Below are 24,449 nucleotides of genomic sequence, written 5' to 3'. Positions count from 1 at the left end.
ATAGAAACAATACTTACATTTTCTCTCCATGTTCACGAAATCTAGGATTAATTTAATCTTTTTTTAAGATAAAAAAAATCAAGATTTTCTCTAACAATGATAATCTGGGTCAATTGAAATGTTTTGAGTATGACAATGATTGAATTCCCTATTGATTTAGAGATTTACAAACCATTAAAATTAAATCCAATCCACTCTAGTTTAACCCATGAACAGAGAGGTGCGCTAAAAGCGAATATTCAACTTTGTCGAGATGCGATCGTGTTTTTTACTGCCTTTAGCGAAGCAAAAGGATTAGGTGGACATACAGGAGGCGCTTATGATACTGTCCCTGAAGCGATCGTTTTAGATAGTTTCTTTCGCGGACAACCCGATCGCTTCGTACCGATTTTCTTTGATGAAGCCGGACATCGTGTCGCCACTCAATATCTCATGGCCGTACTTCGCGGAGATCTGAGCAGCGATCGCCTTCTCCACTACCGCGAGGCTCAGGCTGGTCTTTTTGGTCATCCCGAGCGCGGAGAGACACCGGGGGTACAATTTAGCGGGGGACGGTTGGGGCATTTGTGGCCTTATGCCAATGGAGTAGCCATGGCCAACCGCGATCGCGCCGTTTTTTGTTTGGGTTCCGATGGTTCCCAACAGGAAGGAAATGATGCGGAAGCAGCGCGTTTAGCTGTCGCTCATAATTTAAACATTAAAGTTATTGTTGATAACAATAACTCTACGATTGCTGGACATCCTTCAGAATATTTAAAGTTCGATCTCGCTAAAACTCTCTCGGGTCATGGTTTAACTGTCCTTGCAGGAAAAGGAGAAGATATAGACGATCTTTATGCACGTCTTTGTCAAGCGATCGCGATTTCCGGACCCGTTGCCGTGGTCAATAATCGCCCCATGTGTCCGGGTATTGAAGGGGTTGAAGGAACTCCTCTCGGTCACGATGCACTCTCTCGCGATCGCGCGATCGCCTATTTGGAAAAGCGCGGCCATATTGGTGCTGTTGAAATGTTAAAAGAGGCTCAACCTGAGAAGCGAATTTATACTTTTAAAGGGTCGGGAAGCAAACCGCGACATACTTTTGATGCGACGGTGACAGAAATTTTAAGTAGCATGAGCAATGGCGATCGTCAAGCAAAAATAATGTGTATTGATAGCGATTTAGGAGAGTCTTGCGGTCTCAATAAAATCAGTCAAACTCATCCCGAAATATTCTATAACGGTGGCATTATGGAGCGGGGAAATTTCTCGGCTGCAGCAGGATTTGGTATGGAATCAGGGAAACAGGGAATTTTTAGTACCTATAGTGCCTTTTTGGAAATGTGTATCTCAGAAATTACTATGGCACGTTTAAATTATGCCAATGTTTTATGTAATTTTTCTCATTCTGGTGTAGACGATCTTGCAGATAATACCTGTCATTTTGGCTTAAATATTATGTTTGCCAATAATGGCTTGGAAGAAGGGGATAATACTCGTCTTTATTATCCCGCAGATTCGGGGCAAATGAAGGCTTGTGTCAAAACCATATTTAATCAACCGGGATTGCGTTTTCTCTTCTCCAGTCGCTCTCCTGTCCCTACTATGTTAACTGGGGATAATCAAGAAGTATACGGAGAAAATTATACTTTTATACCAGGAAAAGATGAAGTTATTCGCGAAGGAAATGCAGGCTACATTGTCACTTTTGGTGAGTTACTTTATCGCTCTTTAAATGTCATCGAAAATTTAAAAAAAGAGGGACTTCATGTGGGATTAATCAATAAATCGACCTTGAATATTATTGATGAAGAAATGATGGCTAAAATCGGTTCTGCGCCTTTTATTTTAGTGGTTGAAGCGCTCAATCGCCGCACAGGATTGGGGAGTTATTTTGGGTCTTGGTTATTAGAACGAGGTTTTACGCCGAAATATGCCTATTTAGGCAGCACAAAAAAAGGATGTGGGGGATTATCAGAGCAATTTACTCATCAAGGTCTTGATGAAAAGGATATTGAAAACACAATTAGGTTATTGTTAAGCTAAGAAGCAAATTTAAGGTAAGATAAAATCAGCAATGATTGGAAAATGATCTGAAGGAAAAACACCATGCCATTGCTGCTTATCAATGGCAACATCTTGGAGCTTTATACGACAGTCGTAATAGATTGTATCGATCGCAGTGGTTGCTTTACCTGTAAATCCATGAAAAGTCTTTTGATCTTTCATTGGTAAACTTTCTAGAGTATCTTGAAGCTGAATGCGATCGCTTATGGGCTGTTTTAATATCTCTCGTTCTTGACTATGAGGAAGTGCATTAAAATCCCCAGTTAAAAATAAGTAAGATCCCTCTAAAGGAAAGCGATCGCAATAACGAATAATTAACTCAGCACTCAATTCTCGCGCCTTATAACTGAGATGGGCAAAATGGGTATTTAGTAGAATAAGCGATCGCTCTGACTTGCCAAGTTTAAAGAGTCCCCAAGTGACCATACGAGGAGCATAATTATCCCAATGTGGTGTAATACTTCCGGCAATTGTTGGCGTTTCGCTGAGAAAAAAATCTCTCGTTTCTAAACAATTTATTCTCGATGGATGATAAAAAATCGTGCAGTATTCATCTGTTCCATTTCCTCGGCGATCGCCACCGATTGCATTATAATCGGGGAGAAGTTCTTCGAGTTCCGATAATTGGTTTGGTTTTAATTCTTGTGTCCCGATTAGATCGGGTTGATAAGAATGAATGAGCTCTGCGATCGCATCTTTTCTCATTTTCCAATTTTTTACTCCGGGATCGGGGCGATCGTAGCGGAGATTAAAGGTCATTAATTTGAGCATTATATTCATATGGAAATTAAGACAAATGAGTATTAAATTTATTCAAAGTTTGACGAGTGGGAAAATATTTTTTGAGCGTTAAAATTGGTTTTTCTAAAATATACCAACTTAAAGATGCGATCGCCATAATTATTATGCCAAAAAATAGAAATAATAAAAGTTCGCTTACCCAGTAAGAATGAGTTAATTTAAGCATATATTGAGTGAATGGATCGCGGAATAGGAATAGAATCAGAAAATGATAAACATAGAAACTATAACTAATACGTCCTAAATAACGCAAAGGAAACCAAGATAATATTCGAGTAAAAGTTTGCTCTTTGGCAAGACTGAGGGATAAAACCAGTAACGCTGCAAAGAAAATCGCAAGTAGAGAATACCCAAAAGACTGAATGAGTAAATCTACCGGATTAAAGCTCTCTTGAATAATAAAAATTACGCCTAAACTGGTCAGACTTAATAGTAATGTTAACCGACAATAACAAATAAGTAAAAGTCGCCAAGCGTGCGATCGCAATAGAAAAGCGATCGCACCTCCTATCGCCAGAGAATCCATCCGACAAAGTGTATTCATATAGAGGATATTGAGATATTCTGGAGGAAGGTACTGGAATAAAAAAATATTGCGAAGTAGAATTGGTATAATAATAAAAAATGCGATTGCTGCTCCTAAAAAACGTTTAGGGATAAAATAGATAATAAATGGCCAAAAGAGATAAAATTGTTCCTCGATGGCTAAACTCCAAAAATGAGACAAGATATTAAAACTAGCATGACCATGAATAGTCACTTCCCAATTTTGTAAATACAACCAATACCAACTCTGTAAACTTTCAAGATAGCGATAACTTTTATCTTGAACAAAAAGAGAATTTAACAGCAAAAAAATGAGAAAGAGAGAAAAATAATAGAGAGGAAAAATCCTCAAAATTCTTCTAGAATAGAAATTTTTAAAATAATTTGTATCATTTTTATTATCGAGAAGAATTCCGGTAATAAGAAAACCCGAAAGGACAAAAAAAGCATCGACTCCACACCAACCAATTGTCAGAATTTGTTTGTAAACGGAGCCGAGAAAACTTTGATTTTGATTGAAGCGATCGGAATAAAAGTGCATCAAAAAAACAAGCAAGCAAGCCATCCCACGATATCCTTCCAATATCGGCATATAACCTTTAAGATGGCTGGCAACTCGTTCTTGACTTTCAGTAAGATTAGATTCTTGTAGAAAAAATAGCAGTAATTTTCTTGTTTGTTTGAGCAACGCGATCGTCATTATTTTTACTCTTTTCCATATACTTTTAAGCCATCCCAAATTGCCATAACACCGGGATGAGAACTCATGTAAACATTCTCTAGGTGGCAAATTTTTTCAATTAACTTAGGTTCAGAATTCCCCATAGCAATCCCTTTTAAACCTGTCTCAAACAGAGAAAGATCGTTCAACGTATCGCCACAAACAATAACATTGTTTGCCTCTAGCTTCATGGTTTCAATAAATTTCAGTAAAGTCGGCCCCTTAGAGATACCTTTTGGCATAATATCCAAATAGCGATCGCTCGAAAGAATATAATCATATCCTGCTTTGACAATTTTATTCAATGTACTAGACTGCAAGCGATCCGGCTGATAATAATAAGAAACTCGATATTCTGTCACTACAGATTGTAATCTAATCCCCGGTTCTCCAGCTAGCAATTCCTTTACTGCGCCGTTAGAATTATTCCATGTTTTTGCCACCCAATCTTGTAAATCTCTAATTGGTTCGCCTGTTTTTCCTTCTACAATAGTCGTTCCAATATCACCAATAATATAATCGGGAATGGGAAAATCAGGTTCATCATAGAGTGCAAAAGTAATATCAAGTTCTCTCCCTGTAACAAAGACGAGAAGAAGGCGATCGCGATTTTCTTGAATATACTGATAAAACTCCGCTTTTTGGTGTTCCGATCCCCCGAGAAATGTTCCGTCTAAATCTGTGGCTATAATAACTGAAGGTTGAGCATCAATAGGCATGATTTACAGAAAACTCCAATAAAAAAGGTATACAGTAAGGTTTCATCTTAACCTGATTTTATCTAAACTCAAGAGGGAATTATTGAAAAATTATAAAAATTTAATGGAGATTTTTCCTTGGTGTTTTATACTACATTCATAGTTTTTGTCACAGTCTATAATGAGAGAAGCACAAGGATCGGACATTATCCTCTTGAACAGTCAAGAACAAGTACTACTCTATCTTCGCGATGATAAACCTTCAATTCCTTCTCCCAATTGCTGGGCATTCTTAGGTGGATATATCGATGAAAATGAATCTCCAGCAGAAGCCGTTTGCCGAGAATTGCGAGAAGAAATTGAACTCGATCTCCAGCAAGTAGAGTTTTTTAAATACTATTCTTGGGAAGAATGTGATGAATATATTTTTTGGCATCAAATTGATTTAGATTTAACACAAATTCATCTGACCGAAGGACAAAAACTCGCTTATTTCGATCGCAAGGAGTTTGCAGATATCTCTCTTGCTTCTCACTATGGAGAAATATTGAATGAGTTTTTTGATTATTTTGACAATCGTTCAAAATCAAGTTAATTATTCCAGCAAAAAATGACAGAAAAAATTGTTCGCGATCGCGCCATGTTAGATTTACCAGAATCAATTGCAAAAAAGTTAGATCGTGCTTTATCTCAAATTCCTCAAGGACAATTTGCTAATGTGCGTAAAACCACCTTTGAAGGTGCATTAAATCATACATTATTTGTGGATATAAAGAGCGATCGCTATGTCTTTCGTGCCAGACGAGAAATTTCTTCTGAGGAAATTGAAGCATATATGAGATATATGTATGAAGTCATGGGATTATTTGGAGTTGGTGGAATCTTTAAATTAAGAACAGTTCCTGAAGAAATTCAATTTATGGAAAATGCTTTGGCTGCCTCTTTGCCTGTTCCACAATTGATTCATGCAGATAATGATTGGATTCTCATGGAATTTATTGAAGGACAAACACTACACGAATCTGTCAAAGTAGGAAAGATTGAAAGTGTTTTTACAGTTCTCAAAGAAATGAATTTAGCCCATCGACACGGAATTATTTATGGCGATCGCTGGGGAGATAACGAATTAATCGATTCCCAAGGAAATGTTCATTTAATTGATTTTGATATTAAGTGGGATTATCAAGGGCAAGAAACAGGAGTATTAGAAGCCTTAGAAATGGCTGTCACGCTTTTCAATTCTTTGCGATTGACAACAGTAAGAGAGGAATTTTTAGATCTAGTAAAAAGCGAGATTGTTCCTTGGTTAAAAGCATCCGGCTATCATTTAGAAAAAATTGCCCAATTTACTGAAGGCTTGGGAAACTTCTACCTCGATCCGGATAAACCAAAAAATATTTGGTCTTTACCTACTTCTTTATACCTGACTCTCAAAGATCCCTGCGATCGCTTAGTATTATTCTTAGCAGAAGGATGATACTAAGCAATCGATCAAAGCACAGGAAAAGAAGGAATTTCTAGTGCAATTTGCCCCATAATCCCTTTACGAAAATCATTTAAAAGGAGAACGGCAAATCTTTCTTGATCGCCACGATAGCGATCGCTGGCGACTTTATCAATATATTCTTCTCCGGTTATCTCCGTCGGATCGAGTTTGTAGCGAGAGGCAAGCATTTCACTATAGCCTCTTTGTTTTAACAGATTCACTAAAGTTGCAGCAACAAGCTGATTTTCGTAGGAGGCCTCGCCAATATCTTCACAAATGGCTAATTTGACGGCATCTTTTTGATTGTCCAATCGCCATGGAATAATCCCCGGTGCATCCAAAAGCTCGATTTGCTCGGAAATCCGCACCCATTGTAACTGTCGCGTCACCCCCGCACGTCTCGCACTTTTCACTGCTTTGCGCCCCACCAAACGGTTAATCAGGGCAGATTTGCCCACATTGGGAAACCCGATAACGACGGCTCTGACAGGACGAGGTTTCATGCCGCGATCGCGCCGTCGTTGGTTGACTCCTGTTTCCAGTTCCCGGGCAGCTTTGGCGATCGCATTTACGCCTTTTCCTTGTTTGGCATCCGTGAGATACAGCTTTTCTTCTTGTTGCTCAAACCACTTGCGCCAAGCGTGATGCAGTGACGAGGGAATCATATCCATGCGATTGAGAATCAGGAGGCGAGGTTTGTGCTGAATCCATTCCGATACTTGAGGATGTTGCGTCGCTAAAGGAATCCGCGCATCGAGGACTTCTAACACCACATCCACGCGCTTGAGATTTTCTTTCAGTTGTCGCTCGGCCTTGGCGATATGACCGGGATACCATTGAATAATGGGACTCATTGCTGTCAGATTTCCCACTAGAACAGAGATAAATATCGTAGAGTTTTTCGACGGCGTTGGCAATAGCGCGATCGCCAGACATAATAATGCAGGCAGAATCTACGAGTGCATTAGTGTTGACATTATTGCGAGCATGGCTTGAGCTATTTCGTTATATCCCTGTTTTGTCACTCTGGGAAAAGCAAAATCAAAGTAAAATCCCTAAACTCAGTCAGGACATGATATTTAGCGATCGCAAACTAACAGGAACTCAAAAAATCCTCAAAAAATCTTTCATTATCTGACCTCTATGATAGGATGCTCCATCCCAAAATATTAAAATCTTTTTCCCTTTATTGATTGATTGCAAATGTTTGAGATAATCTACTGTATATTCTCCATTCCCTGCGGGATATTCTAACAATACTAAATCAGGTTAAAATAAATTTAATGCCTCATAATATGTTTTTCTATCTCGATAGTTAGCAATCGGAATTTCTACTCGATTTTCTGATATTCCCCAGACTTGTCCCACAATATCTCCTCCCATGAGATGACATTCGTCTATCGCATACACTACAAGATTTCCAGACTCTATCTCATTGTTTCTTCTTCTTGAGTTTCATTTTCAGATTTCTCTCAACTTGAATACAAAATTAACTTTATTTCAGTTTATAGTGGCTGTTGCTCATTCAACCTTTATAATGAGAACAGGAAAGGCAAGAGAAAAAAGCGATCGCACCAATTCACCTAACCCAAACAACAAAGAGCGATGATCTTTCAGTATAAACGGAATGTGCGCTTAACTGCTGCAATTTTAACCCTTCTCTTTACCGGGTGCGCGACCCCGAGCCAAGATATTTTTGTATATCCTTCAGAAAATGAAAGCGATCGCAGCCAACAAACCTCTACACAAACCCAAAACTTATTACCTTCCCTTGTCGATTTAGAAACAGAATGGGATATTTCTCTTCCTCAAGTTGAAACTAAATATCGCAATCTTTGGACACCAGAATTAGAAGCCGAATTTCAACAACGCGCCCGAGTTGCCATCGAATATTATGCTGGAAAAAACTATGGGACGACCTATGGAGAACGAGAAAAACAGGCTTATCCTCTGGCTATGTTAGACTTTTTAGCAGGTAATCGCGAAAAAGCACTTGCAGCCCTACAAGCAGAAGATGTAGAAGCGCAAAGACATCAACATACCGAAGGTATAGACTATTACTATTCCTTTACCCTCAAAGGACAGATTCGTAAATACTTTCTCTTCGAAAAATATCTCGATTCGGCTTATAAACAACGGATGTTTGCAGGTGCGAAAAAGTGGACAGAACAAGATCCCTTAACTCGTCCCCATCCCATTCATGGTCATGGCAATCGCAACTTAGACGGCTGGGATATTAGCAAAATGGGAAACTGGGTAGACGATCGCAATACCGATAATCTCCGCGCCATGCGAGATATTTCTATTTATCTTATGGCAGAAGAAACCGGAAATGAAGAAATTCGCCAACTTTACAAACAAAAAATACAGCGTTATGTTTGGGCGCTCTATTATATTGGCATGGGTGAATGGGACTCGCCCATTTATCACGGTCACACCTTTGCTTCTTATCTCAATTTATATGATTTTGCCCGAGATCCGGAAATGAAAGCATTAGCAAAAGCTGCCCTCGATTGGCTCTCAGCAGCAGCTGCCGTGAAATATTATCGCGGAAGTTGGGCCGGTCCCAATAAACGCGATAGTTACAGAACAAATGTTGTTTATGGGTCTGGTGCAGCCAGTTTCTTTTGGCTTTATTTCGGAGATGTTCCCCATCCCAACCCAAAACCCGCCCGAGATTCCCTTCATGTTATTACCAGTTCTTATCGTCCTCCGCAAGCAGTCGTTGCCCTCGCCAGAAAACAATTTAAGAAACCTGTAGAATTATTGTCAACCAAACCCGTTTATGAAAATTGGAAACAAGGAGGAGAAGATCGACCGGGATATTGGGAAACGACTTTTTTCGGACATCATTATCAAATGGGAAGCATTATTTCGAGCTTTCCCGATGGCGATGTTGCTCCCTTTAAACTCATTGCTTCTAATCCCGATCGCGGTTCCGATGTTTTCCTCGCTAATACCGGCGGAAAATGGGCGCAAGAAGGTAAAAAAACAGGAGATGCGATCGCACAATTTCGCAATCTTTTAATTTGGCTGCGTCCGGCAAATAATACCCCCTTTTTCTTCCAAATTCCCAAAACAGCACAGGCAGAAATTGAAGGAGATATTTGGTTTTTTCAACTCGATCGCACTTGGTTAGCCTTGCGTCCCATTGGCTTAACAAACTATACTGAAGTCACCATCGAACATAAAAAATATCAACAGGCTTACGGCGCAGAAATGACCTTAAAAGCCGAAATCAATGGAGATCGCTATGCCGGTTTTGCCCTCGAAGTTGGCGAACCCGAAACACACGGCAACTATGCACAATTCAAACGAAATGTCAAGCGCAAAAACAAATTAAATCTGCAAGATTTATCAACAGGAAAAGTAAAATTAAAAGGAATACTGGGGAATACTTTATCGCTTAGTCATCGCCATCGCCTTCCCATCATTAAACGAAATAGCGAGATTGATAAGAGATTGAATCATTTTGAACTCTATCGATCGCTTCCCGAAGGAATTCCCATTTCCCTCGGCTGGAAACAAGGAACATTGCACATTGAAGCTGGAGAAAAAATCTTTACCAGCACGATTACTCACAATCGAAAAGTGAAATAATTACCTATTGTTCATTGTTCATTGAAAAAGCTGCCATACCGAGAACGCTATAGGTAAAACTTGAATGTAAAACTTTACCCGTTGCGCTTTCTCCTGCCGCACCCATTGCGACAAAAAGAGGAAATAAATGCTCCTTCATGGGATGGTTGCGGAGAGCATGAAGAGCGCGATCGCGATAATTTAATCATGCTTCCCATTGATTATTGGTAACAGCATCATTTAACCAATTTGGGATCTCTGCATTGGGATAAGCAAGCAGCAAAGGAATCCAAACGCCACGATCCAAACTGCGATCCTCTTGTATTTCTTCGGTCACACCCTTCTCTCTACCTCACCTTAAGCAATTCGAGGACAAAACTGGCGCAAACAAAGTTCGACCTCACCGCAATCGGGAATCCACGTTACCCAGCGATCGCCATCGATTTGACACAATAACAATGCTTCGTGATGGGCGTATTCCGACGGCAAAGCAAATAAAGACACCCAATCGCCGCTTTCTAAGACTCGGGTATCATTTTGCGGAATATATTGACAGGATTCCGATTGCCACTTGAGGGAATTGGCAGTTTGCGGGAAGAGTGCGATCGCCATAACACTTGCTCCTAATATCATCAATTGCTAACAATTCCCATTTTGGAATATCGGAACAATTTTCTGTATATTTTGATACAAAACTTTATCGAGACGATCGGCACAATTGCTGCGATCGCGAAGACAGCATGTCAAGCCGTCTGTTTCGCGAAAGTAAGAACACCTTTAAAAATTTCTTGTTTTTCGAGGTAAAGTACAGATTCCATGCAGGCCAATTGCCCCTAAAATCGCACTTTGAAGTACCCAAACCCCATCAGCAAAAAGATTGATACGATGAATGTTCTGCTGTGCTTCCGCAGTAAATAAAGCTGTTAAATCCGGCGAGCTTCCAGCAAGATTGGAGAAGTTAAGATAAGCCAGTTGCAAAGCATCCCAATCAATTAAGGCATAGTAACCAAAAATAATCACTCCAGCAGTACCTAGAGCAAAAATGAGCAATAAAGGAATGATTCTGAACATAAAAATCGTAATGCAATCAAATTCTAGCTTAAACGAACTATTGAACCGTTATTCCTCAAATGCAATCAAGAGCTTGTGGAGCAAATCGGCTAAAACAACATGCTCCGATCGCGCTAAAACAGCAAGAAGGCGATGCCCGTTGGTCACATGAGCCTCAACTGCTTTTTCAATAAGATTGAAGCCCTTCTCTGTCAACTGAATTAGCATCCCTCGGCGATCGCTTGGATCGGGAATTCGTTCAATGAGTGCGGATTTTTCCAAGCGATCGAGGCGATGGGTCATGGTGCCGGAGGAAATCATCATCGATTTATATAAGTCCGTCGGCGAAAGCTGATAAGGATGTCCCGATCGCCGCAGGGTCGCCAGTACGTCGAATTCTCCAAGGTTCAACCCAAACTCGGAAACCGTTACTCGAATAGAGCGATCGAGATGCTTGCTAAGCCTTGCTATGCGCCCCATCACCCCCATTGGCGAGACATCTAGCTCCGGACGCTCCCTCCGCCATTGTCCCAAAATTTTATCCACTGCATCCGGTTTCATCAACTTACTCAACTCAGATTCTTGATGTCAACTATCTTAACATCAAGATAACTGCTATGATCTTGACGTTAAGTATCTTGATTTCAAACTAAATTAACAAAGAGGTTGCACGATGAACGGACGGACGATCTATCTTTTAGCAGCACTGGCAGGCGGGGCGGTTCTCCCGGTTCAAGTTGCCTTGAATACTTTGTTGCGACGCTATGTGGGGGAACCCATGCAAGTGACCTTTATTTCTTATCTGGCCGGAGCGTTAGCCTCCTTAGCCATCTGCTTCGTAGCGCGATATCCTCTTCCTGCGGCGGCGGCTCTCAGTCAAACCTCTTGGTGGATGTGGGTTGGCGGTTGTTTAGGAACGTTTTATGTTTGGTCAACGATTTTCGCAACCCCTAAAATTGGAGCAGCCCTTGCTCTCTCCTTAACGATCGCGGGTCAAATGATTGCCGCAATTTTTTTAGATCATTATGGTGCGATCGGCTTAACGAAATATACAGCCAGTCCCACCCGCATTGCCGGGGTAGTTTTAGTGGTTTTGGGAGTTTCCTTAGTCGCCTATACCAGAAACTAATGTTCATTTTGAGTGTGCGAGTATTACCCGTAAGGGTCGGGTAATACTCGCATGGAATCAATTCTGAAAATTGCGCGATCGCCACAGTTAAAGCTATAGCGAGCGAACTTTAGAAAAGTTTTTAATCATGCTTTTTGAACTCATCGAGCCAACCTCGAATTTGTTCAGCCGCGATATCTCGGCCGCCCATGCCAAAGGCGATCGCGATCGCCACAGCAATACCGCCCAATAACAAGCCAAAGGCTAAATTGACAATATCGCTAGCAATCCCGATTTGACGCAGGGACATCGCCGAAACGAGGGCAATGACAGCAATTCTGGCTGCATGACCCACAATCCGTGCTTGACGGTTGCCAGAACTGGCAATCAAATTAAAAGCCAAATTGGCCAAATACAAGCCCACCGCAAAGATAACCACGGCGACTAAGACTTGACCGCCGACTTGCATCGTGGCCTGTACGAACTCCGTCAGAGCGGGAATTTGTAAAATATCCACCGCCGCCAAAGCCGCAACCAACAGAATGGCAATTAATACCACCGATCCGGCCAATTCCGAAGGAGTGCGAGTGGGAATTTGCGTTTCGGGGGTTTCTGTGGGAGATTCTCCCGCAACATCCGAGGAAGATGTTCCCAGACTCGCCAAACCCAACCATTGCAACACATTATTAAAGCCAATGCCCACCAGCAAACTCGTCACCAATTCCGAGACATAATTCCCGCCCAAATAGGCCAAAACGAGAATTAAACTGGCGGTAAACACTTGGGGTAAAATGCCGAGAACCTGCTCCAACATGGCGATCGCGGGTTCGGAAATCGCCGCGATTTGTAAGGCATTGAGGGCGGAAATAGTAACGGGAATCAAGATCAAAACATAGACCACCGTGCCTAAAATCCACGAGAGAGAGCGGTTGTCTCCCTCTCCCGTCAAGCCAAAACGAGCACCCAAGCGATCTGCACCCGAGGCAACCAATAAATTAGTGACGACTCGGCGAATGACTTGCGCGATCGACCAACCGACAAAAGCGATCGCTACCCCCGCTAAAATATTCGGAATTGCCTTCAGGATTTGATTGAGTAAGTCCTGAACGGGAACGAGAGTCCCCTGCAATTGCAAAGTACTGAGAATAGAAGGCAGAAACAAGAGCAAGATAAACCAATAGAGGGTATTGCCCACCGTCTCCGTCAGGGAAAACGGGTGAGTTTGTTCCTCTGCTGCAACCTGCTGCCCCAAGCGTTCGTCAAGACGTGCCGTTCGCAGTCCTCGCGTCGCAATCAACTTAACAAGAGTTGCCGACAACCAAGCCAGCCCCACCAAAATTAACGCCCCACCGACTTGCGGTAAAAACTTCGTGACTTCTTCGAGAAAAGATTGTATGGGTCCAGAAACCTCTTGTAATTTTAAGGCTTCTAATGCGGCAATCACAGTAAAAAGAATGACCACCCAATAAAAGATTTCGGCAATCCATTTCTCAATCGGAATCGAATCGCTTCCTTCTTGGGAGCCGGTGACCCAGGCGGCAATTTTGTTATCGATCGCCGTGCGATTCAACAGTCCCAAAATTACCCTGCGAACGACGATCGCAACAATCCAGCCGATCAGAAGAATGAGAATGGCACGAACGACATCTAGAACAGATGTTCCTAAACTTTCTCCGACTGTAGAAAGCATATCCTCAACCCAACCGGGCAAAGGAGGAAGTTGTGCCACAAATCGAGATTCTCCGATCGCCAAAGCCGTTTCTTGAATTAATGTCATGGTTCTTCGTGGCTGAAAAATCCGTTTTCACGTTCACAATATCAGCCCACCGCTCATTGATAATTGTTCATTGATAATTGTTCATTGTTTAGCAGCGATCGCGGCATAAAATGGATCCCCCGCACCACCCATTCCTAACATTTGTAACAAGCCACCCAATTCGGAGCGATGGGCGACGATTTCCGGTTCGCTAAAACCGGAGACGGATTGAAAATAATTTTTAACCAGATCGAGGCGGCTGTTTTCTGTCCCATCTCGCCAGAGAGCAATAGCCTTCTGGTAAAACATCCGATTGGAAAAACTAATAATAGCAATCCCACCGGGTTTGAGAACCCGATGAATTTCGCTAAATACCGCTTCGGGATATTGGAGATATTGAACGGAAACGCAATTGAGAACCGCGTCAAAGTCATTATCGGGAAGCGGAAATTTGGGATTTTGATTGAGATCTTGAATGAAATAGCGATCGAGGCGAGGATTTTTAGCTAATTCTTCCTCATTCATCCCGTGGCCTTCAATATGGTCAAATTCTATCTCTTCGGGCAAGTGAGACACCCAACTGCTCATCATATCCAAAATGCGGCTCTGAGGTTGCAGGCGTTCTCGATAGAGGCGGGTAAGTCGTGCCAGAAAATACTTGTCTACATGGGTAACAAAACGAGGAAAAGAATAAAAGAAAGAATCCTCGGCGCGATCGATTTTACTGCGTTGTTCTGGGCTTAGCATGGGATCTTGTTTAGGGTACGGGAGATGGAGGAAAATTCCCTCTCTCCCCCTTCCGCGAACTTATTTTTTCTCGTAGAGCCAAGATTTCGTATGAGACTCCCAAGAAACCAACTCATCTTCAGCAAACCATAAAGCAATCTCCCGTTGAGCCGTTTCGATCGCATCGGAACCGTGAATGAGATTGCGGCCGACATCAATACCATAATCGCCGCGAATTGTCCCGGGTTCGGACGTTAAAGGATTGGTCGCACCAATAATTTTTCTCGCGGAAGCGACAACTCCTTCCCCTTCCCAAACCATCGCGACAACGGGGCTGGAGATAATAAACTCTACCAATCCTGCAAAAAAAGGACGCTCCTTATGAACGTCATAATGTTTTTCAGCCAGTTCCTTCGATACGGCAACTAACTTCATTCCTGCCAAAGTAAAACCTTTAGCTTCAAATCGCTTGATAATCTCGCCGATGAAACCGCGCTGTACGCCATCGGGTTTAATCATAATGAAAGTGCGTTCCATTTTGCTCTCCCGTTCGTTAACAAATCGATACAAAGGTCAGATTAACTTAGAACGGGGACAAAGGAACAGCAAAGGGAAATAACCAAGGCAAAAGCTGAGAAAGCGTGCTTTAGATATAACGCCGCAGGGTGTCATAGGCATCGTCGAGAGGATCGTCGTCAAATTTCTTGAGGTGCTTTTGCCACCGATTCAGCCAGTCTGCCAATTTAGCCTTTCCTGCTTGATGTTGATCGATCGCCTGTTGAAATTCTTCGTAAAATTGATAGAACCTGACGTAGTTATCAATATCTGCACCGCTAATGTCGTAGCCGCATTCGTTGGCGACATTAGCAAATCCCTGACGATTTGCGGGACAAGGGGCTTTGAGTTTATTTTGAATCGCTGGATCGTCACAGACTTTCTGAAAAAAGTCAACTACCCTTTCTCGCTGAGACATTTGGCTACACTTATATCTAAACTGGTTTTAAATTTTATCGTAATGGAAGTCAATTTTGACACACACTTCCCTAAAACGGCAAGTCACTTTCTGTTCCCATGCGATCGCTATAACCTCAAAAGCGAGGGAAGTTTACCTTCAAACTTGGTTAATCTAACATACATCCGGGTCGCGTGACTCCATCCCAGAGGCTGGATGATTTGCTGCTACGGCAAGAGACGCTGAAACTCAACCAGAATAAAGCATCCATGACTACTTGTAAGTTGGCTTCCTCTGCATTTTTCGCCGCTTCAGGATGGCTAATTCCCGCTTGCGCCCAAAAAACTTTGGCCCCGATCGCGATCGCCTCACGGGCAATTTCAGGCAAAAATTCAGAGCGTCTAAAAATATTCACAATATCGATCGCCTCGGGTAATGCTTGTAAAGACGCATAACAAGGAAAACCATCAATTTCTGTAACTTTGGGGTTGACAGGATACACCGTATATCCCTTCTGTCGTAAAAATTGAGCGATGCGATAACTGGGGCGATCGCGCCGATTTGAATGTCCGACAACGGCAATCGTTTGAGCGTGGGTCAGAATATCTTGTAAAGCGCGATCGTTTCCCTTTAAATTCATCTGTTTTGTTTCCCTTTATTGCGCTTGACAGGTTTGCAGGAGTTCGCGATCGCGATCGCTCATTTCCTCAAGACGATGAAATCCTTGCAAACTGGGTTGACTATTGGTGATATCGCCAACCGAGGCCAGTAACGAAGTATCTTGAATGGCGATCGCATGGGGGAATGTTTCTCCCGTATAGCTATCCGTAATGCTTAATACCAATTGTGCGTCTTGGGTTTCCCCTCGGAAGCAATCAAAAGAAGAACGAGGCTGATAAAATGCTCCCGTAACCCGTCCGGCTTTAACTTCGAGAATGGCATAGGATTTACCCATTTCGTTAGGATTTTCCGACTCTCCGTACAGATGAACGCCATCAGATAGGGTCATGGGTGCGTTGCGTGTAACTTCTGAAGGCTGAAATGTCTCGGAAGCGATCGCGGGGGTCGCAAAGGTTAAAGCGGCTAAAGTTGCAGCGAAACTACGAGCGATGGGGTTGTTGGGGCGCTTATTCATAATCTGTTTCTCAATTCCTCACGAGTTTACTATCTCGCGATCGGCTGGACATTGCAGCGATCTTCCTCCGTCGTGCGGGTGAGATGAAACAGGATTTCTCGCGATCCGGTTGTCTATTGACCAGCGATCTATATCACGGAAAACTATCTGGAATTTGTGCTGAGAGGCTGATGTGTCTAATATTTTGTACTTTGTAACAAAAATTGTTAATTTTTGTCAAGTGCCAAGCGGGGCTTTTTCGCAATTGGAAAACAAAGATAAACCGTTGTTCCTTTATTTTCTCCTTCACTATCAAATACAATCGTGCTGTTCATCATTTCCATTAGGATATGAGCAATCACAATCGACAATCCTGAAGTCATTCGATTTGTCCAAGGGTTATTGATCTTCTCTAATTGTTGTGAAGATATTCCACATCCCGTATCTTGAATGATAATACAGGCTTTTTGTCCGGCTGGAAAAAAAGAATTTCCATTGGTCTTATTATCCACTTCAACTTGTTCTTTGGATATCTCAATACTTTCAACATGCGTATTTAATGTAATACTTCCTGTTTGAGTATAGTAAATTGCATTATTAATTAATGCTTTCAGAATTTCTTTTAACCGTTTAGGATCCGCATAAATAAGAATTTCTTCATTTTTCCAGTCTTGAGAATAAAAATCAAGTTTTTTGTCCCGAATTTTTGGACTATATTCTTGACTAATTTCATGTAAAATATTGGTCAAATCAACCTGTTGAATCTCAGGGAAAAATTTACCATCTGAAATTGAAAACATTTGAGCAATTTGCTCATGTCTATTATAGAGTTTCTTAGTTGATACATAGGCATCTTCGAGAGTTTCCTCATTTTCTTGGCCAATTTCGATTGTACCGTCTTCAACTTCATCTCTTAACAGATCGAGATTCATTATTAATCCAGTTAAAGGGGTGCGAAACCGATCGGACATACAACGCAAAAACTCTCTCAAGCGATCGTTTGCTAATTTTTCAGCCTTTAAAGCATCTTGAAGTTGTTGTTGTGCTTCTTCTAGATTTTTTTTCGCTAGTTTTTCAGATGCTAATGCGCTTTGTAACTTTTCCTTGGCATCGCGCATTTCTCTCGCATTTCTTTTCGCATTTTCTACAGTTCTATTCAAGATTTCGCAATAATCTCTAATATGAGCGAGGGTAGCATTAAATTCCCGAGCGAGTTGCTTGAATTCGTAAACTTTAAAATTATCGGGAATTGGCTCTTGAGATTGCAAAGGATCTTGTTTCTTAATGCAGTCGATCAGTTGTTCGAGGGGTTTTGCGATTTCACGAGAGGCATATAAGATAACCAGAATTGTTCCTAAAATTAATGCCAATGTCAGACTAGATAGTAAGCTCAATAAAACCCTTTGAATATCATCAAGTGCAGCAAGAGCATCGTGCAAAGGAGTCATGGTTAAAACGACCCAAACGCGATCTTGTTCTTCGGAAATTGGATTAGGGATTCCCGTATACCCTGCCAATAATTCAATTCCTTCTTGCTCAAAAGAAAAAAGGTGAATGAAATTTTGATCTCCGTCCTGTGCTTTTTTAAGAATGCCTTGCAAGCGTCCAATATCCTCCCTTGATTCTCGATCGATCTTGAGTCCGACTCGTTCTAAACAAGGATGCGCCAAAATTAGCCCTTCTTGATTAAGAATTGCCGTACTGCCTGAAAGAGAACCCGGTTCTATTATATTGGGCTCGATAATAGCCAATCGCGCTACTAGAATCGCGCTGAGTTGTTCTTCTTCGTTATAGACAGGAACGCTAGCAAGGAGCTTCAATTGATTGGCATTAGAATTTTCCTCTCGCTTGCAGTCTGTCTGAGCATCCAAAGTCGTTTCTGGGAATAGGGGTTGAATCTTGACTTGGGGGAGAGGAAGCAGAATATTTTCTTGCTGTTGAGGCCAGAAGTCCGACTCAAAACTTGCTAAAATTTCGCGATCGCAAGTGTTTTCTAAACTCTCGTTTGTTGTGGCATCAACCAGTTCCAAGCATTCGATGTGAGTTGGGAGTTGCTTGCTTAATTGTTTGAGAAATTCGGGATATTTTGTCCGATCGCCGCTTTTTAAAACAGAAGTATGACTGGCAGCAATCAAATTAGACTTGAGCGCAGCAATAGAATTGGTAATTTCTTTACCTCTTCTGACAGCACTTTCGGTAAGATTTTGACGAGCGGTTGCGAGTAACCCAGAACGAGCCTTTCGATAGGTGACAAGGTAAGTTGTACTCACTCCCAAGACAATAATGGGAACGCTGAGCAATAACAAACGCGACAGTAAAATGCGACGGAAAGACTTAGCCATGATTTTTATTTTAAGCGCAGCCAATCTCCAACTGCTCGGCGATCGCAAGAGAAGGAGAGAATATGGGAAAATTAAATTGAAAGGTAGATTGCGATCGCAACTCGATCTCTCAAGTCGTGTCGCACCTTCTTTCTATCATCTCCTTTATTCTGTTCTTTAGTTGAAAAAACTACATTCGTGGAAAAATGGCTTTACTAAAAGTGGGAACTATTATCAATGATAAGTATCACAACCAAGATTTTTTTTAAAGAATTTGTGGATTTCCATAAATTTACTGTAAAGAAGCAGTCGAAATGCACTGCAATTGAGAAGAATTACGGACTCGAGGAATTTTCTCTGTGAGTAGAAATGCGGAAATAGGGAAAGTTGTGAAGGAACTTGTGAACTTTCCTCACGCAACGGTAATTTTAGCAACAACGGCGGATGGCAAAATCTCCGATCGCCAAGGATCGCCGGCACGTTTTGGCTCGAAGGTCGATCGGGCGCATTTAGAACGGCAAATTGCTGCCGTCGATGGGGTTTTGTTGGGTCGAAGGACATTACAGGCTTATCGCACGACTCTCCCCATTCGCGATCGCCAACTCCTACAACAACGACGAGAGGACAGTAAACCCCTCCAACCCATCCATCTTGTTTGTTCTCTCTCTGGCACTCTCGATCCCCAATGGCGTTTTTTCGAGCAACCCATTCCCCGATGGTTGCTCACTTCGGTTGCTGGGGCGAAACAATGGCAGAAGGGTCATCATTTCGATCGCATTATTGCAGTTGAAACAAGGAATCATTGGCGATCGACTTTTCAGCACCTTTATCAATTAGGATTGCACCGCGTGGCTATTTTAGGGGGAGGAGAATTAGTGGGGGCTTTACTCGCTGAAGGTTTAATTCATGAATTTTGGCTGACGGTTTGCCCTTTACTGCTGGGTGGCAAGGATGCCCCGATGGTTGTTGGCGGAACGGGCTTTTCGTTGCGATCGCCCAAATCATTACGCCTTTTGAGTGCGGAAGCGATCGAAAACGAAATTTTTCTCCATTACACCTTGGATAACTGATAACTGTTCACTGTTTCAACCGATCGCTCCCATCGAGCAAATTCATCAGCGCAAACCCCATAATCGCACTCGAGCAAATCCAAGCGATACCCAAACCGATCGCTTCGCCGAGATAGAGATGGGTGAGCGAGCGCACCATGCCCCCGATCGTCCAGCCTATGGCTAAACTAAATCCCCAACACAAGGCATTCAAAATCGTCCATAAATAGGCAAGAGGAATGGTATTTCGCAAGACAAACCCTTGCATTATCCCGGAAATCAGTCCCGCGATCGCTCCGAAAACAATGCCGTAGGTTAAGCGGACAACCACAAAATCCGTTCTCGGGGCGACCCAACCGATCGCCCCCAAGCCGAATTTCGTCATCATGCCTCCAGCGATCGCATTGACTAAAATCCATTCTCGCAGGCGATTGGCGCGACCTAACAAGACCAATCCCTGCATCAGGCCGATAATACCGCCTCCAATCGCCCCACTTACGGCGGTTACGTCAGAAATTTCCCCAACTTCGATAAAGAGTAAACTCAGGAGAAATCCTAAAAATGTTGCAATAACCCACTCAATCCAGAAATTCATCCCCAATTTTTAGCGATCGCGTCTATCCTCAATAACAAACCCTATCCTATTCTGTGCTGTTTGCCGAACCGATGAAAATCGAGCGAATTTGTTTTTATGTTGAAGATGCACAACAATGGCGGGAGTGGTTTGTCGGGGTGATGGGATTTACCGCGATCGCTGCTTCGAGGAACAGTTATACTCATACGGAAATCCTTCGCAGTGGCGCGATCGTTTTTTCTCTGGCTTCTCCTCTCACTGATGCCAGTCCCGTTGCTGTTTATTTACAAAAACATCCTCCCGGTGTTGTCGATATTGGTTTTGTTGTCGATAATTTGGCAGCAGTCTTCAGGCGAATTGAAGAATATGGCGGTAAAATTCTCGTTCCCCTCCACACTCGCGGCGATCGGCACTGCTGTCAAATTCAAAGCAATATTGGTATTACTCACACTTTATGGGAAACGGCGGAACAGGAAAATCGGCTGTGCGATCGCGATGTATTATTCTCAGAAATCGATCATATTGTCTTAAATGTAGAAATCGGTCAATTAAACCCAACCGTTGCTTGGTATCGGTCGATCTTTGGGTTTGAATGCCAACAAAGTTTTAATATTCAAACGGCGCGATCGGGTTTGCATTCCCAAGTGATGGTACATCCAGATAGTGGCATTAAAATTCCGGTCAATGAACCGACTTCTATCAATTCGCAAATTCAAGAGTTTATCAATGAGAATCAGGGGGCGGGAGTCCAGCATATTGCTTTACAAGCCCAACAAATTTTATCGACAACGGCAAAGTTAAGAGAGAGGGGAGTCCATTTTTTAGAGGTTCCGTCAACTTATTATCGCCAGCTTCGTTCTCAATTTAAAAATTTGCCTTTATCCGAACAAGAATGGCATCTAATCGAGCAAGAAAAAGTTTTGGTTGATTGTCAATCCTCTTTAGAAAATAATCAGCCGCTTTTACTACAGATTTTCACTAAACCTATTTTTTCTGCGCCAACTTTCTTTTTTGAACTCATCGAACGCCGCCAACAAGCACGAGGCTTTGGTGAGGGAAATTTTCGCGCTTTGTTTGAAGCGATTGAAAGAGAACAGATTGAGAGAGAACTTAAGTTCCCATTGCGAAGCCGAGTTCTTCGATGGGGAGGTGTTGAGCGTCTTGTTCGTCTCGGGGCAATCTGGCAGCAATTTCTTCGGGGGTATCGATTCCCAAGGCGACGATCGCATCCTGGGGAATTCCCGCTTGCGAAAGGGCGTTGATGGGGGTGCGATCGCTGAGGGCAAATTGACCGATATATTCCTACAATACGCCTTGTATGGTTTGGGAGCTTTCGGTTTCCAAACCGCGATACGCACGCAATTCGCAAGAATATCCCGCTTCATGGAAGTTGCGACGCGATCGCGCGATCGCCAGATGAGAAGAATGATATCAAGGTTGTTGGAGCAAAAGCGATCGCAAACCAACAAGAAAACCATTGTTATCTCGGATTATCCCGCCACAATTGAGAAAGAAATTAATAAGCGCCATCGTCGTCAAGCCGCTCGCTATCTTCAAGAATACGAGGATATTTTCTGGTTTTGTCCTTTCCCTTTCGTTTTGTTCAATGGCTTGTTAAAAACATCTGATTGAATAGTCTCAAGGCTCGTCACAGAGCCGATTGAAACGCAGTTTTGAATTAAATCGATATGGATGCCATATCGAGTCTCAAGGCTCGTCACAGAGCCGATTGAAACGCAGAAAAGCGATCGCACTGCCCAACGCGATCGCTTTTCATATCAAGGCTTGTCATAGAGCAAAAGCCCTAAAGACCGCACTCTTCCACGCGAAAAAAGAGACGATTCTAATAAATTTTATTCAACCGCCATGTCTCCGGAAAATGCCCTTCTGAGGCAACGATTTTATATTGACTCTTCGCCCATTCTCCTGCTTTTTTCCAGCCAACGCGATCGCAAAATTCAGGGCGAACCGTGCTGGAATAGCTCGTATGTCCCAATCCTCCCCCGCACTCCACCCAAATTCTCTTCTGGACAGAAAACCCAAAGCGATCGCAACTATAGCGAACCCACAGCCGATCGATCGTACCCAGATCCTTACAGGGAAAGTTATCGAGAGATTCCCTCGCGACCTCCTGCGAATTACCAATATCAAGCGCTTCGAGCATCCTGTTATGAGTTTCCAACGCGGCTGCTTTCCAATCTTTCTTCTCCAATAGCGATCGCAGGTGAGTATAGTCAATCTCTTTACAGGTGGCAAAATAATCGGCTGTGACTCGAGCGATCGCTTCTCGTCCGCTAATTTTTTGTCCTCGGGCTAATATCAGTTCTCCCTCTGAGGTAAAAAGAGCGGCGAATTGGTGAGCATCTTTTTGTTGGCATGCTTCTGCGGCTTTGGCGATCGTCTCTTGAAGTTCTAAGCTCATACAAAATATGCAGTTTGAAAAGAAAATTTACCACAGAGTCACAGAGGTTCACAGAGAGGATTTTTCTCTTGATTGTCTCAGGTTTCAATAATTTTGAGGTTATTGATACTTCTGGCTCTTTGATTGTTGTTTCATCTATTGCTGTTTCATCCAAGTAATACAATTTTGCATTTGTTGTTTCATGGTTTCGCGATCGCTATGATAACGACGACCGTGACCGGGAAGCACCCACTCAAAGGAATAATTTGCCAACTTTTCCATTGAGACAATTTGTTCGCGCCAAGAATACCAACAAGCGCGACGAAAGGCATATAAGTCTCCGGTATGACGCGATCGCGCAACATGATCGCCACTAAATAAAAAAGTATTTTGATACAGTAAAACTGTATGCCCTTTCGTATGGCCGGGGACGGGAATAATGAGAAAATCTGATTCTAATTGTAATATTTCATTGCCTTCAGGTTGAATTTCAACTTCTTTTGTGCTACTGCTAATCTCATCCTTGTGCAGAATGCGATCGCAGTGAAAGTGTTGCTGAAATTTGTGATGATCGGCGACATCATCCCGATGGGTTAAATATAAATAGCGAATGCCTCCCATTGCTTCCAAACGCTTGACTAAAGGAGGAGAAAAGCGGGGAGAGTCTACTAAGATATTACCTTCCGGTCTGACAATAAAATAAGTGGTGGCACCATAAGAATTTTCGGCATGATAGCCGCAATGATAAACATTTTCAAAAATAGGAATGGGGAAACTTTGTTGTGCTGTTTTAATATCTTTGGGTTTGTTTTCCGTACCGATGGAAGCAGTCGGACAGGCAAGCAATGCTTGTAAGGCTTGCAATCGTTCTTGTTCGTCGATTGGCTGATGATAAACCGCAGATTGTTCCTCCGCGCGATTAAAAACTGTCGGAGCCATCCAACGACAAGTATCGCAATCAATACAGGTTTTATCGACATAAAAATCACCGCTAATATTTTGCGATCGCCGCTGTTGAAGTGTAGCCATTTTCAATGAGCAATTATTAATTATTAATTATAGATTATTAATCTATTGCGATCGCTTTTTTTTCAAGCAGAGGTCAGTGCGTGTTTTTTGAGATCTTCGAGAGAAATGACTTCCAAGGCTCTGATATGAGTTGCGGAGAGAATCACGGGGGGGGCCACACCGATGTCAAAGGCTTCTTGCCAGCGAGCAGCACATAAACACCAGCGATCGCCCGGTTTGAGTCCGGGGAAACTATACATCGGTACGGGAGTAGTGAGATCATTACCTCTGGCTTTGCTAAAGGACAGGAAAGCGGGGGTCATTTTGGTGCAGACTACATGAGAACCATAATCTTGTCCTCCAGTATGGCAATATCCATCTCGATAGAATCCTGTCATGGGAGAAGTACAGCAACATTCTAAGGGAGTGCCGAGTACGTTTTTTGCGTCTGTCATTTTGAGTTTGAGGTGTACAATGGAGTTTCTGATTTTTATCTTAAATGCTCGAGGGATG

31 protein-coding genes and 1 pseudogene are annotated in these 24,449 nt (G+C 42.5%); 11 read left to right on the top strand and 21 right to left on the bottom strand.

Annotation, left to right across the window (positions count from 1 at the left end; genetic code table 11):
- Positions 1-129: 129 nt before the first annotated feature.
- Complete coding sequence (locus tag AC6RV6_RS22600) at positions 130-2,025, top strand: thiamine pyrophosphate-binding protein (protein ID WP_500243140.1); 1,896 nt, start codon at positions 130-132, stop codon at positions 2,023-2,025.
- A gap of 9 nt (positions 2,026-2,034) precedes the next feature.
- On the opposite strand, the gene AC6RV6_RS22595 is transcribed toward AC6RV6_RS22600, so the two are convergent.
- From AC6RV6_RS22595 to AC6RV6_RS22585, 3 genes are read right to left on the bottom strand one after another with little or no spacing between them, the layout of a single operon-like run.
- Positions 2,035-2,805 carry an endonuclease/exonuclease/phosphatase family protein gene (locus AC6RV6_RS22595; RefSeq protein ID WP_500243139.1) on the bottom strand — a complete coding sequence of 257 codons (771 nt, stop codon included), beginning with the start codon at positions 2,803-2,805 and terminating at the stop codon, positions 2,035-2,037.
- Between the two features lie 28 nt (positions 2,806-2,833).
- Positions 2,834-4,093 (bottom strand): acyltransferase family protein, encoded by a 1,260-nt coding sequence (locus AC6RV6_RS22590; RefSeq protein ID WP_500243138.1) that lies wholly within the window; start codon positions 4,091-4,093, stop codon positions 2,834-2,836.
- A 5-nt stretch (positions 4,094-4,098) separates the two neighbouring features.
- Positions 4,099-4,833 (bottom strand): HAD-IIB family hydrolase, encoded by a 735-nt coding sequence (locus tag AC6RV6_RS22585; RefSeq protein ID WP_500243137.1) that lies wholly within the window; start codon positions 4,831-4,833, stop codon positions 4,099-4,101.
- 160 nt (positions 4,834-4,993) lie between these two features.
- Here AC6RV6_RS22585 and AC6RV6_RS22580 point away from each other — a divergent pair, with 160 nt between their 5' ends.
- Positions 4,994-5,407, top strand: coding sequence for an NUDIX hydrolase (locus AC6RV6_RS22580; RefSeq protein ID WP_500243136.1), 414 nt, complete (start codon positions 4,994-4,996; stop codon positions 5,405-5,407).
- Positions 5,408-5,422: 15 nt separating this feature from the next.
- A complete protein-coding gene (locus tag AC6RV6_RS22575) occupies positions 5,423-6,289 on the top strand; it encodes an RIO1 family regulatory kinase/ATPase domain-containing protein (protein ID WP_500243135.1) in 867 nt (288 codons plus the stop codon).
- Between the two features lie 14 nt (positions 6,290-6,303).
- Here AC6RV6_RS22575 and ylqF read toward each other — a convergent pair whose 3' ends face one another.
- Positions 6,304-7,152, bottom strand: coding sequence for a ribosome biogenesis GTPase YlqF (ylqF, locus tag AC6RV6_RS22570; RefSeq protein WP_500243134.1), 849 nt, complete (start codon positions 7,150-7,152; stop codon positions 6,304-6,306).
- Between ylqF and AC6RV6_RS22565 the strand changes: the two genes are divergently transcribed.
- Positions 7,142-7,294, top strand: a complete 153-nt coding sequence (locus AC6RV6_RS22565; protein WP_500243133.1) for a hypothetical protein — start codon at positions 7,142-7,144, stop codon at positions 7,292-7,294. The genes ylqF and AC6RV6_RS22565 overlap by 11 nt on opposite strands.
- Entirely contained in the window at positions 7,239-7,436 is a 198-nt protein-coding gene (locus tag AC6RV6_RS22560; RefSeq protein ID WP_500243155.1) for a hypothetical protein, read from the top strand. Before AC6RV6_RS22565 ends, AC6RV6_RS22560 begins: the two co-directional genes overlap by 56 nt.
- On the opposite strand, the pseudogene AC6RV6_RS22555 reads toward AC6RV6_RS22560, so the two are convergent.
- Positions 7,415-7,732 (bottom strand): annotated as a pseudogene (locus AC6RV6_RS22555) (IS630 family transposase); the annotation flags it as partial. The gene AC6RV6_RS22560 and the pseudogene AC6RV6_RS22555 overlap by 22 nt on opposite strands.
- Positions 7,733-7,903: 171 nt before the next feature.
- Here AC6RV6_RS22555 and AC6RV6_RS22550 point away from each other — a divergent pair.
- Entirely contained in the window at positions 7,904-9,898 is a 1,995-nt protein-coding gene (locus tag AC6RV6_RS22550; RefSeq protein ID WP_500243132.1) for a hypothetical protein, read from the top strand.
- Between the two features lie 4 nt (positions 9,899-9,902).
- Here AC6RV6_RS22550 and AC6RV6_RS22545 read toward each other — a convergent pair whose 3' ends face one another.
- From AC6RV6_RS22545 to AC6RV6_RS22525, 5 genes are all read right to left on the bottom strand, one after another.
- Positions 9,903-10,037: a hypothetical protein gene (locus AC6RV6_RS22545; RefSeq protein ID WP_500243131.1), complete on the bottom strand. Its 135-nt coding sequence runs from the start codon at positions 10,035-10,037 to the stop codon at positions 9,903-9,905.
- Positions 10,038-10,082: 45 nt separating this feature from the next.
- Positions 10,083-10,214: a hypothetical protein gene (locus tag AC6RV6_RS22540; RefSeq protein ID WP_500243130.1), complete on the bottom strand. Its 132-nt coding sequence runs from the start codon at positions 10,212-10,214 to the stop codon at positions 10,083-10,085.
- A 20-nt stretch (positions 10,215-10,234) separates the two neighbouring features.
- Entirely contained in the window at positions 10,235-10,510 is a 276-nt protein-coding gene (locus AC6RV6_RS22535; RefSeq protein WP_500243129.1) for a hypothetical protein, read from the bottom strand.
- Positions 10,511-10,654: 144 nt separating this feature from the next.
- Positions 10,655-10,948 carry a hypothetical protein gene (locus AC6RV6_RS22530; protein WP_500243128.1) on the bottom strand — a complete coding sequence of 98 codons (294 nt, stop codon included), beginning with the start codon at positions 10,946-10,948 and terminating at the stop codon, positions 10,655-10,657.
- Positions 10,949-10,996: 48 nt separating this feature from the next.
- Complete coding sequence (locus AC6RV6_RS22525) at positions 10,997-11,488, bottom strand: MarR family winged helix-turn-helix transcriptional regulator (RefSeq protein WP_500243127.1); 492 nt, start codon at positions 11,486-11,488, stop codon at positions 10,997-10,999.
- Positions 11,489-11,600: 112 nt separating this feature from the next.
- Here AC6RV6_RS22525 and AC6RV6_RS22520 point away from each other — a divergent pair, with 112 nt between their 5' ends.
- Complete coding sequence (locus AC6RV6_RS22520) at positions 11,601-12,056, top strand: DMT family transporter (RefSeq protein WP_500243126.1); 456 nt, start codon at positions 11,601-11,603, stop codon at positions 12,054-12,056.
- A 121-nt stretch (positions 12,057-12,177) separates the two neighbouring features.
- Here the strand turns inward: AC6RV6_RS22520 and AC6RV6_RS22515 are convergent, their stop codons facing one another.
- The 7 genes from AC6RV6_RS22515 to AC6RV6_RS22485 form a co-directional block, all read right to left on the bottom strand.
- Entirely contained in the window at positions 12,178-13,812 is a 1,635-nt protein-coding gene (locus AC6RV6_RS22515; protein ID WP_500243125.1) for a mechanosensitive ion channel, read from the bottom strand.
- An 81-nt stretch (positions 13,813-13,893) separates the two neighbouring features.
- The gene (locus AC6RV6_RS22510; protein WP_500243124.1) at positions 13,894-14,538 is read right to left on the bottom strand and encodes a class I SAM-dependent methyltransferase; all 645 of its coding nucleotides are present in this window, start codon (positions 14,536-14,538) and stop codon (positions 13,894-13,896) included.
- Between the two features lie 60 nt (positions 14,539-14,598).
- On the bottom strand, positions 14,599-15,054 hold the full coding sequence (gene ndk / locus AC6RV6_RS22505; RefSeq protein WP_500243123.1) for a nucleoside-diphosphate kinase: 456 nt from the start codon (positions 15,052-15,054) through the stop codon (positions 14,599-14,601).
- A 109-nt stretch (positions 15,055-15,163) separates the two neighbouring features.
- Positions 15,164-15,490 (bottom strand): Nif11-like leader peptide family natural product precursor, encoded by a 327-nt coding sequence (locus AC6RV6_RS22500; protein ID WP_500243122.1) that lies wholly within the window; start codon positions 15,488-15,490, stop codon positions 15,164-15,166.
- A gap of 148 nt (positions 15,491-15,638) precedes the next feature.
- The gene (locus AC6RV6_RS22495) at positions 15,639-16,109 is read right to left on the bottom strand and encodes a CoA-binding protein (RefSeq protein WP_500243121.1); all 471 of its coding nucleotides are present in this window, start codon (positions 16,107-16,109) and stop codon (positions 15,639-15,641) included.
- Between the two features lie 15 nt (positions 16,110-16,124).
- Entirely contained in the window at positions 16,125-16,604 is a 480-nt protein-coding gene (locus tag AC6RV6_RS22490; RefSeq protein WP_500243120.1) for a hypothetical protein, read from the bottom strand.
- Positions 16,605-16,810: 206 nt separating this feature from the next.
- Entirely contained in the window at positions 16,811-18,925 is a 2,115-nt protein-coding gene (locus AC6RV6_RS22485) for an ATP-binding protein (RefSeq protein WP_500243119.1), read from the bottom strand.
- On the opposite strand from AC6RV6_RS22485, the gene AC6RV6_RS22480 reads away from it, so the two are divergent.
- A complete protein-coding gene (locus AC6RV6_RS22480; RefSeq protein WP_500243118.1) occupies positions 18,924-19,085 on the top strand; it encodes a hypothetical protein in 162 nt (53 codons plus the stop codon). The two genes, AC6RV6_RS22485 and AC6RV6_RS22480, sit on opposite strands and share 2 nt — an antisense overlap.
- Positions 19,086-19,305: 220 nt before the next feature.
- Positions 19,306-19,974 carry a RibD family protein gene (locus AC6RV6_RS22475; protein ID WP_500243117.1) on the top strand — a complete coding sequence of 223 codons (669 nt, stop codon included), beginning with the start codon at positions 19,306-19,308 and terminating at the stop codon, positions 19,972-19,974.
- Positions 19,975-19,981: 7 nt separating this feature from the next.
- Here AC6RV6_RS22475 and AC6RV6_RS22470 read toward each other — a convergent pair whose 3' ends face one another.
- Positions 19,982-20,548: a hypothetical protein gene (locus AC6RV6_RS22470; protein ID WP_500243116.1), complete on the bottom strand. Its 567-nt coding sequence runs from the start codon at positions 20,546-20,548 to the stop codon at positions 19,982-19,984.
- Between the two features lie 71 nt (positions 20,549-20,619).
- Here AC6RV6_RS22470 and hppD point away from each other — a divergent pair, with 71 nt between their 5' ends.
- Entirely contained in the window at positions 20,620-21,789 is a 1,170-nt protein-coding gene (hppD, locus tag AC6RV6_RS22465) for a 4-hydroxyphenylpyruvate dioxygenase (protein ID WP_500243115.1), read from the top strand.
- Complete coding sequence (locus AC6RV6_RS22460; RefSeq protein ID WP_500243114.1) at positions 21,773-22,159, top strand: hypothetical protein; 387 nt, start codon at positions 21,773-21,775, stop codon at positions 22,157-22,159. Before hppD ends, AC6RV6_RS22460 begins: the two co-directional genes overlap by 17 nt.
- Positions 22,160-22,370: 211 nt before the next feature.
- On the opposite strand, the gene AC6RV6_RS22455 is transcribed toward AC6RV6_RS22460, so the two are convergent.
- The 3 genes from AC6RV6_RS22455 to AC6RV6_RS22445 form a co-directional block, all read right to left on the bottom strand.
- Positions 22,371-22,949: an SgcJ/EcaC family oxidoreductase gene (locus AC6RV6_RS22455; protein ID WP_500243113.1), complete on the bottom strand. Its 579-nt coding sequence runs from the start codon at positions 22,947-22,949 to the stop codon at positions 22,371-22,373.
- A gap of 135 nt (positions 22,950-23,084) precedes the next feature.
- Positions 23,085-23,957, bottom strand: a complete 873-nt coding sequence (locus AC6RV6_RS22450; protein WP_500243112.1) for an MBL fold metallo-hydrolase — start codon at positions 23,955-23,957, stop codon at positions 23,085-23,087.
- A 62-nt stretch (positions 23,958-24,019) separates the two neighbouring features.
- A complete protein-coding gene (locus AC6RV6_RS22445) occupies positions 24,020-24,391 on the bottom strand; it encodes a DUF2237 family protein (RefSeq protein ID WP_500243111.1) in 372 nt (123 codons plus the stop codon).
- Positions 24,392-24,449: the final 58 nt, after the last annotated feature.

It is taken from the genome of Spirulina sp. LEGE 11439, from assembly GCF_059821285.1.
This window is presented reverse-complemented; position numbering and strand designations above follow the sequence as displayed.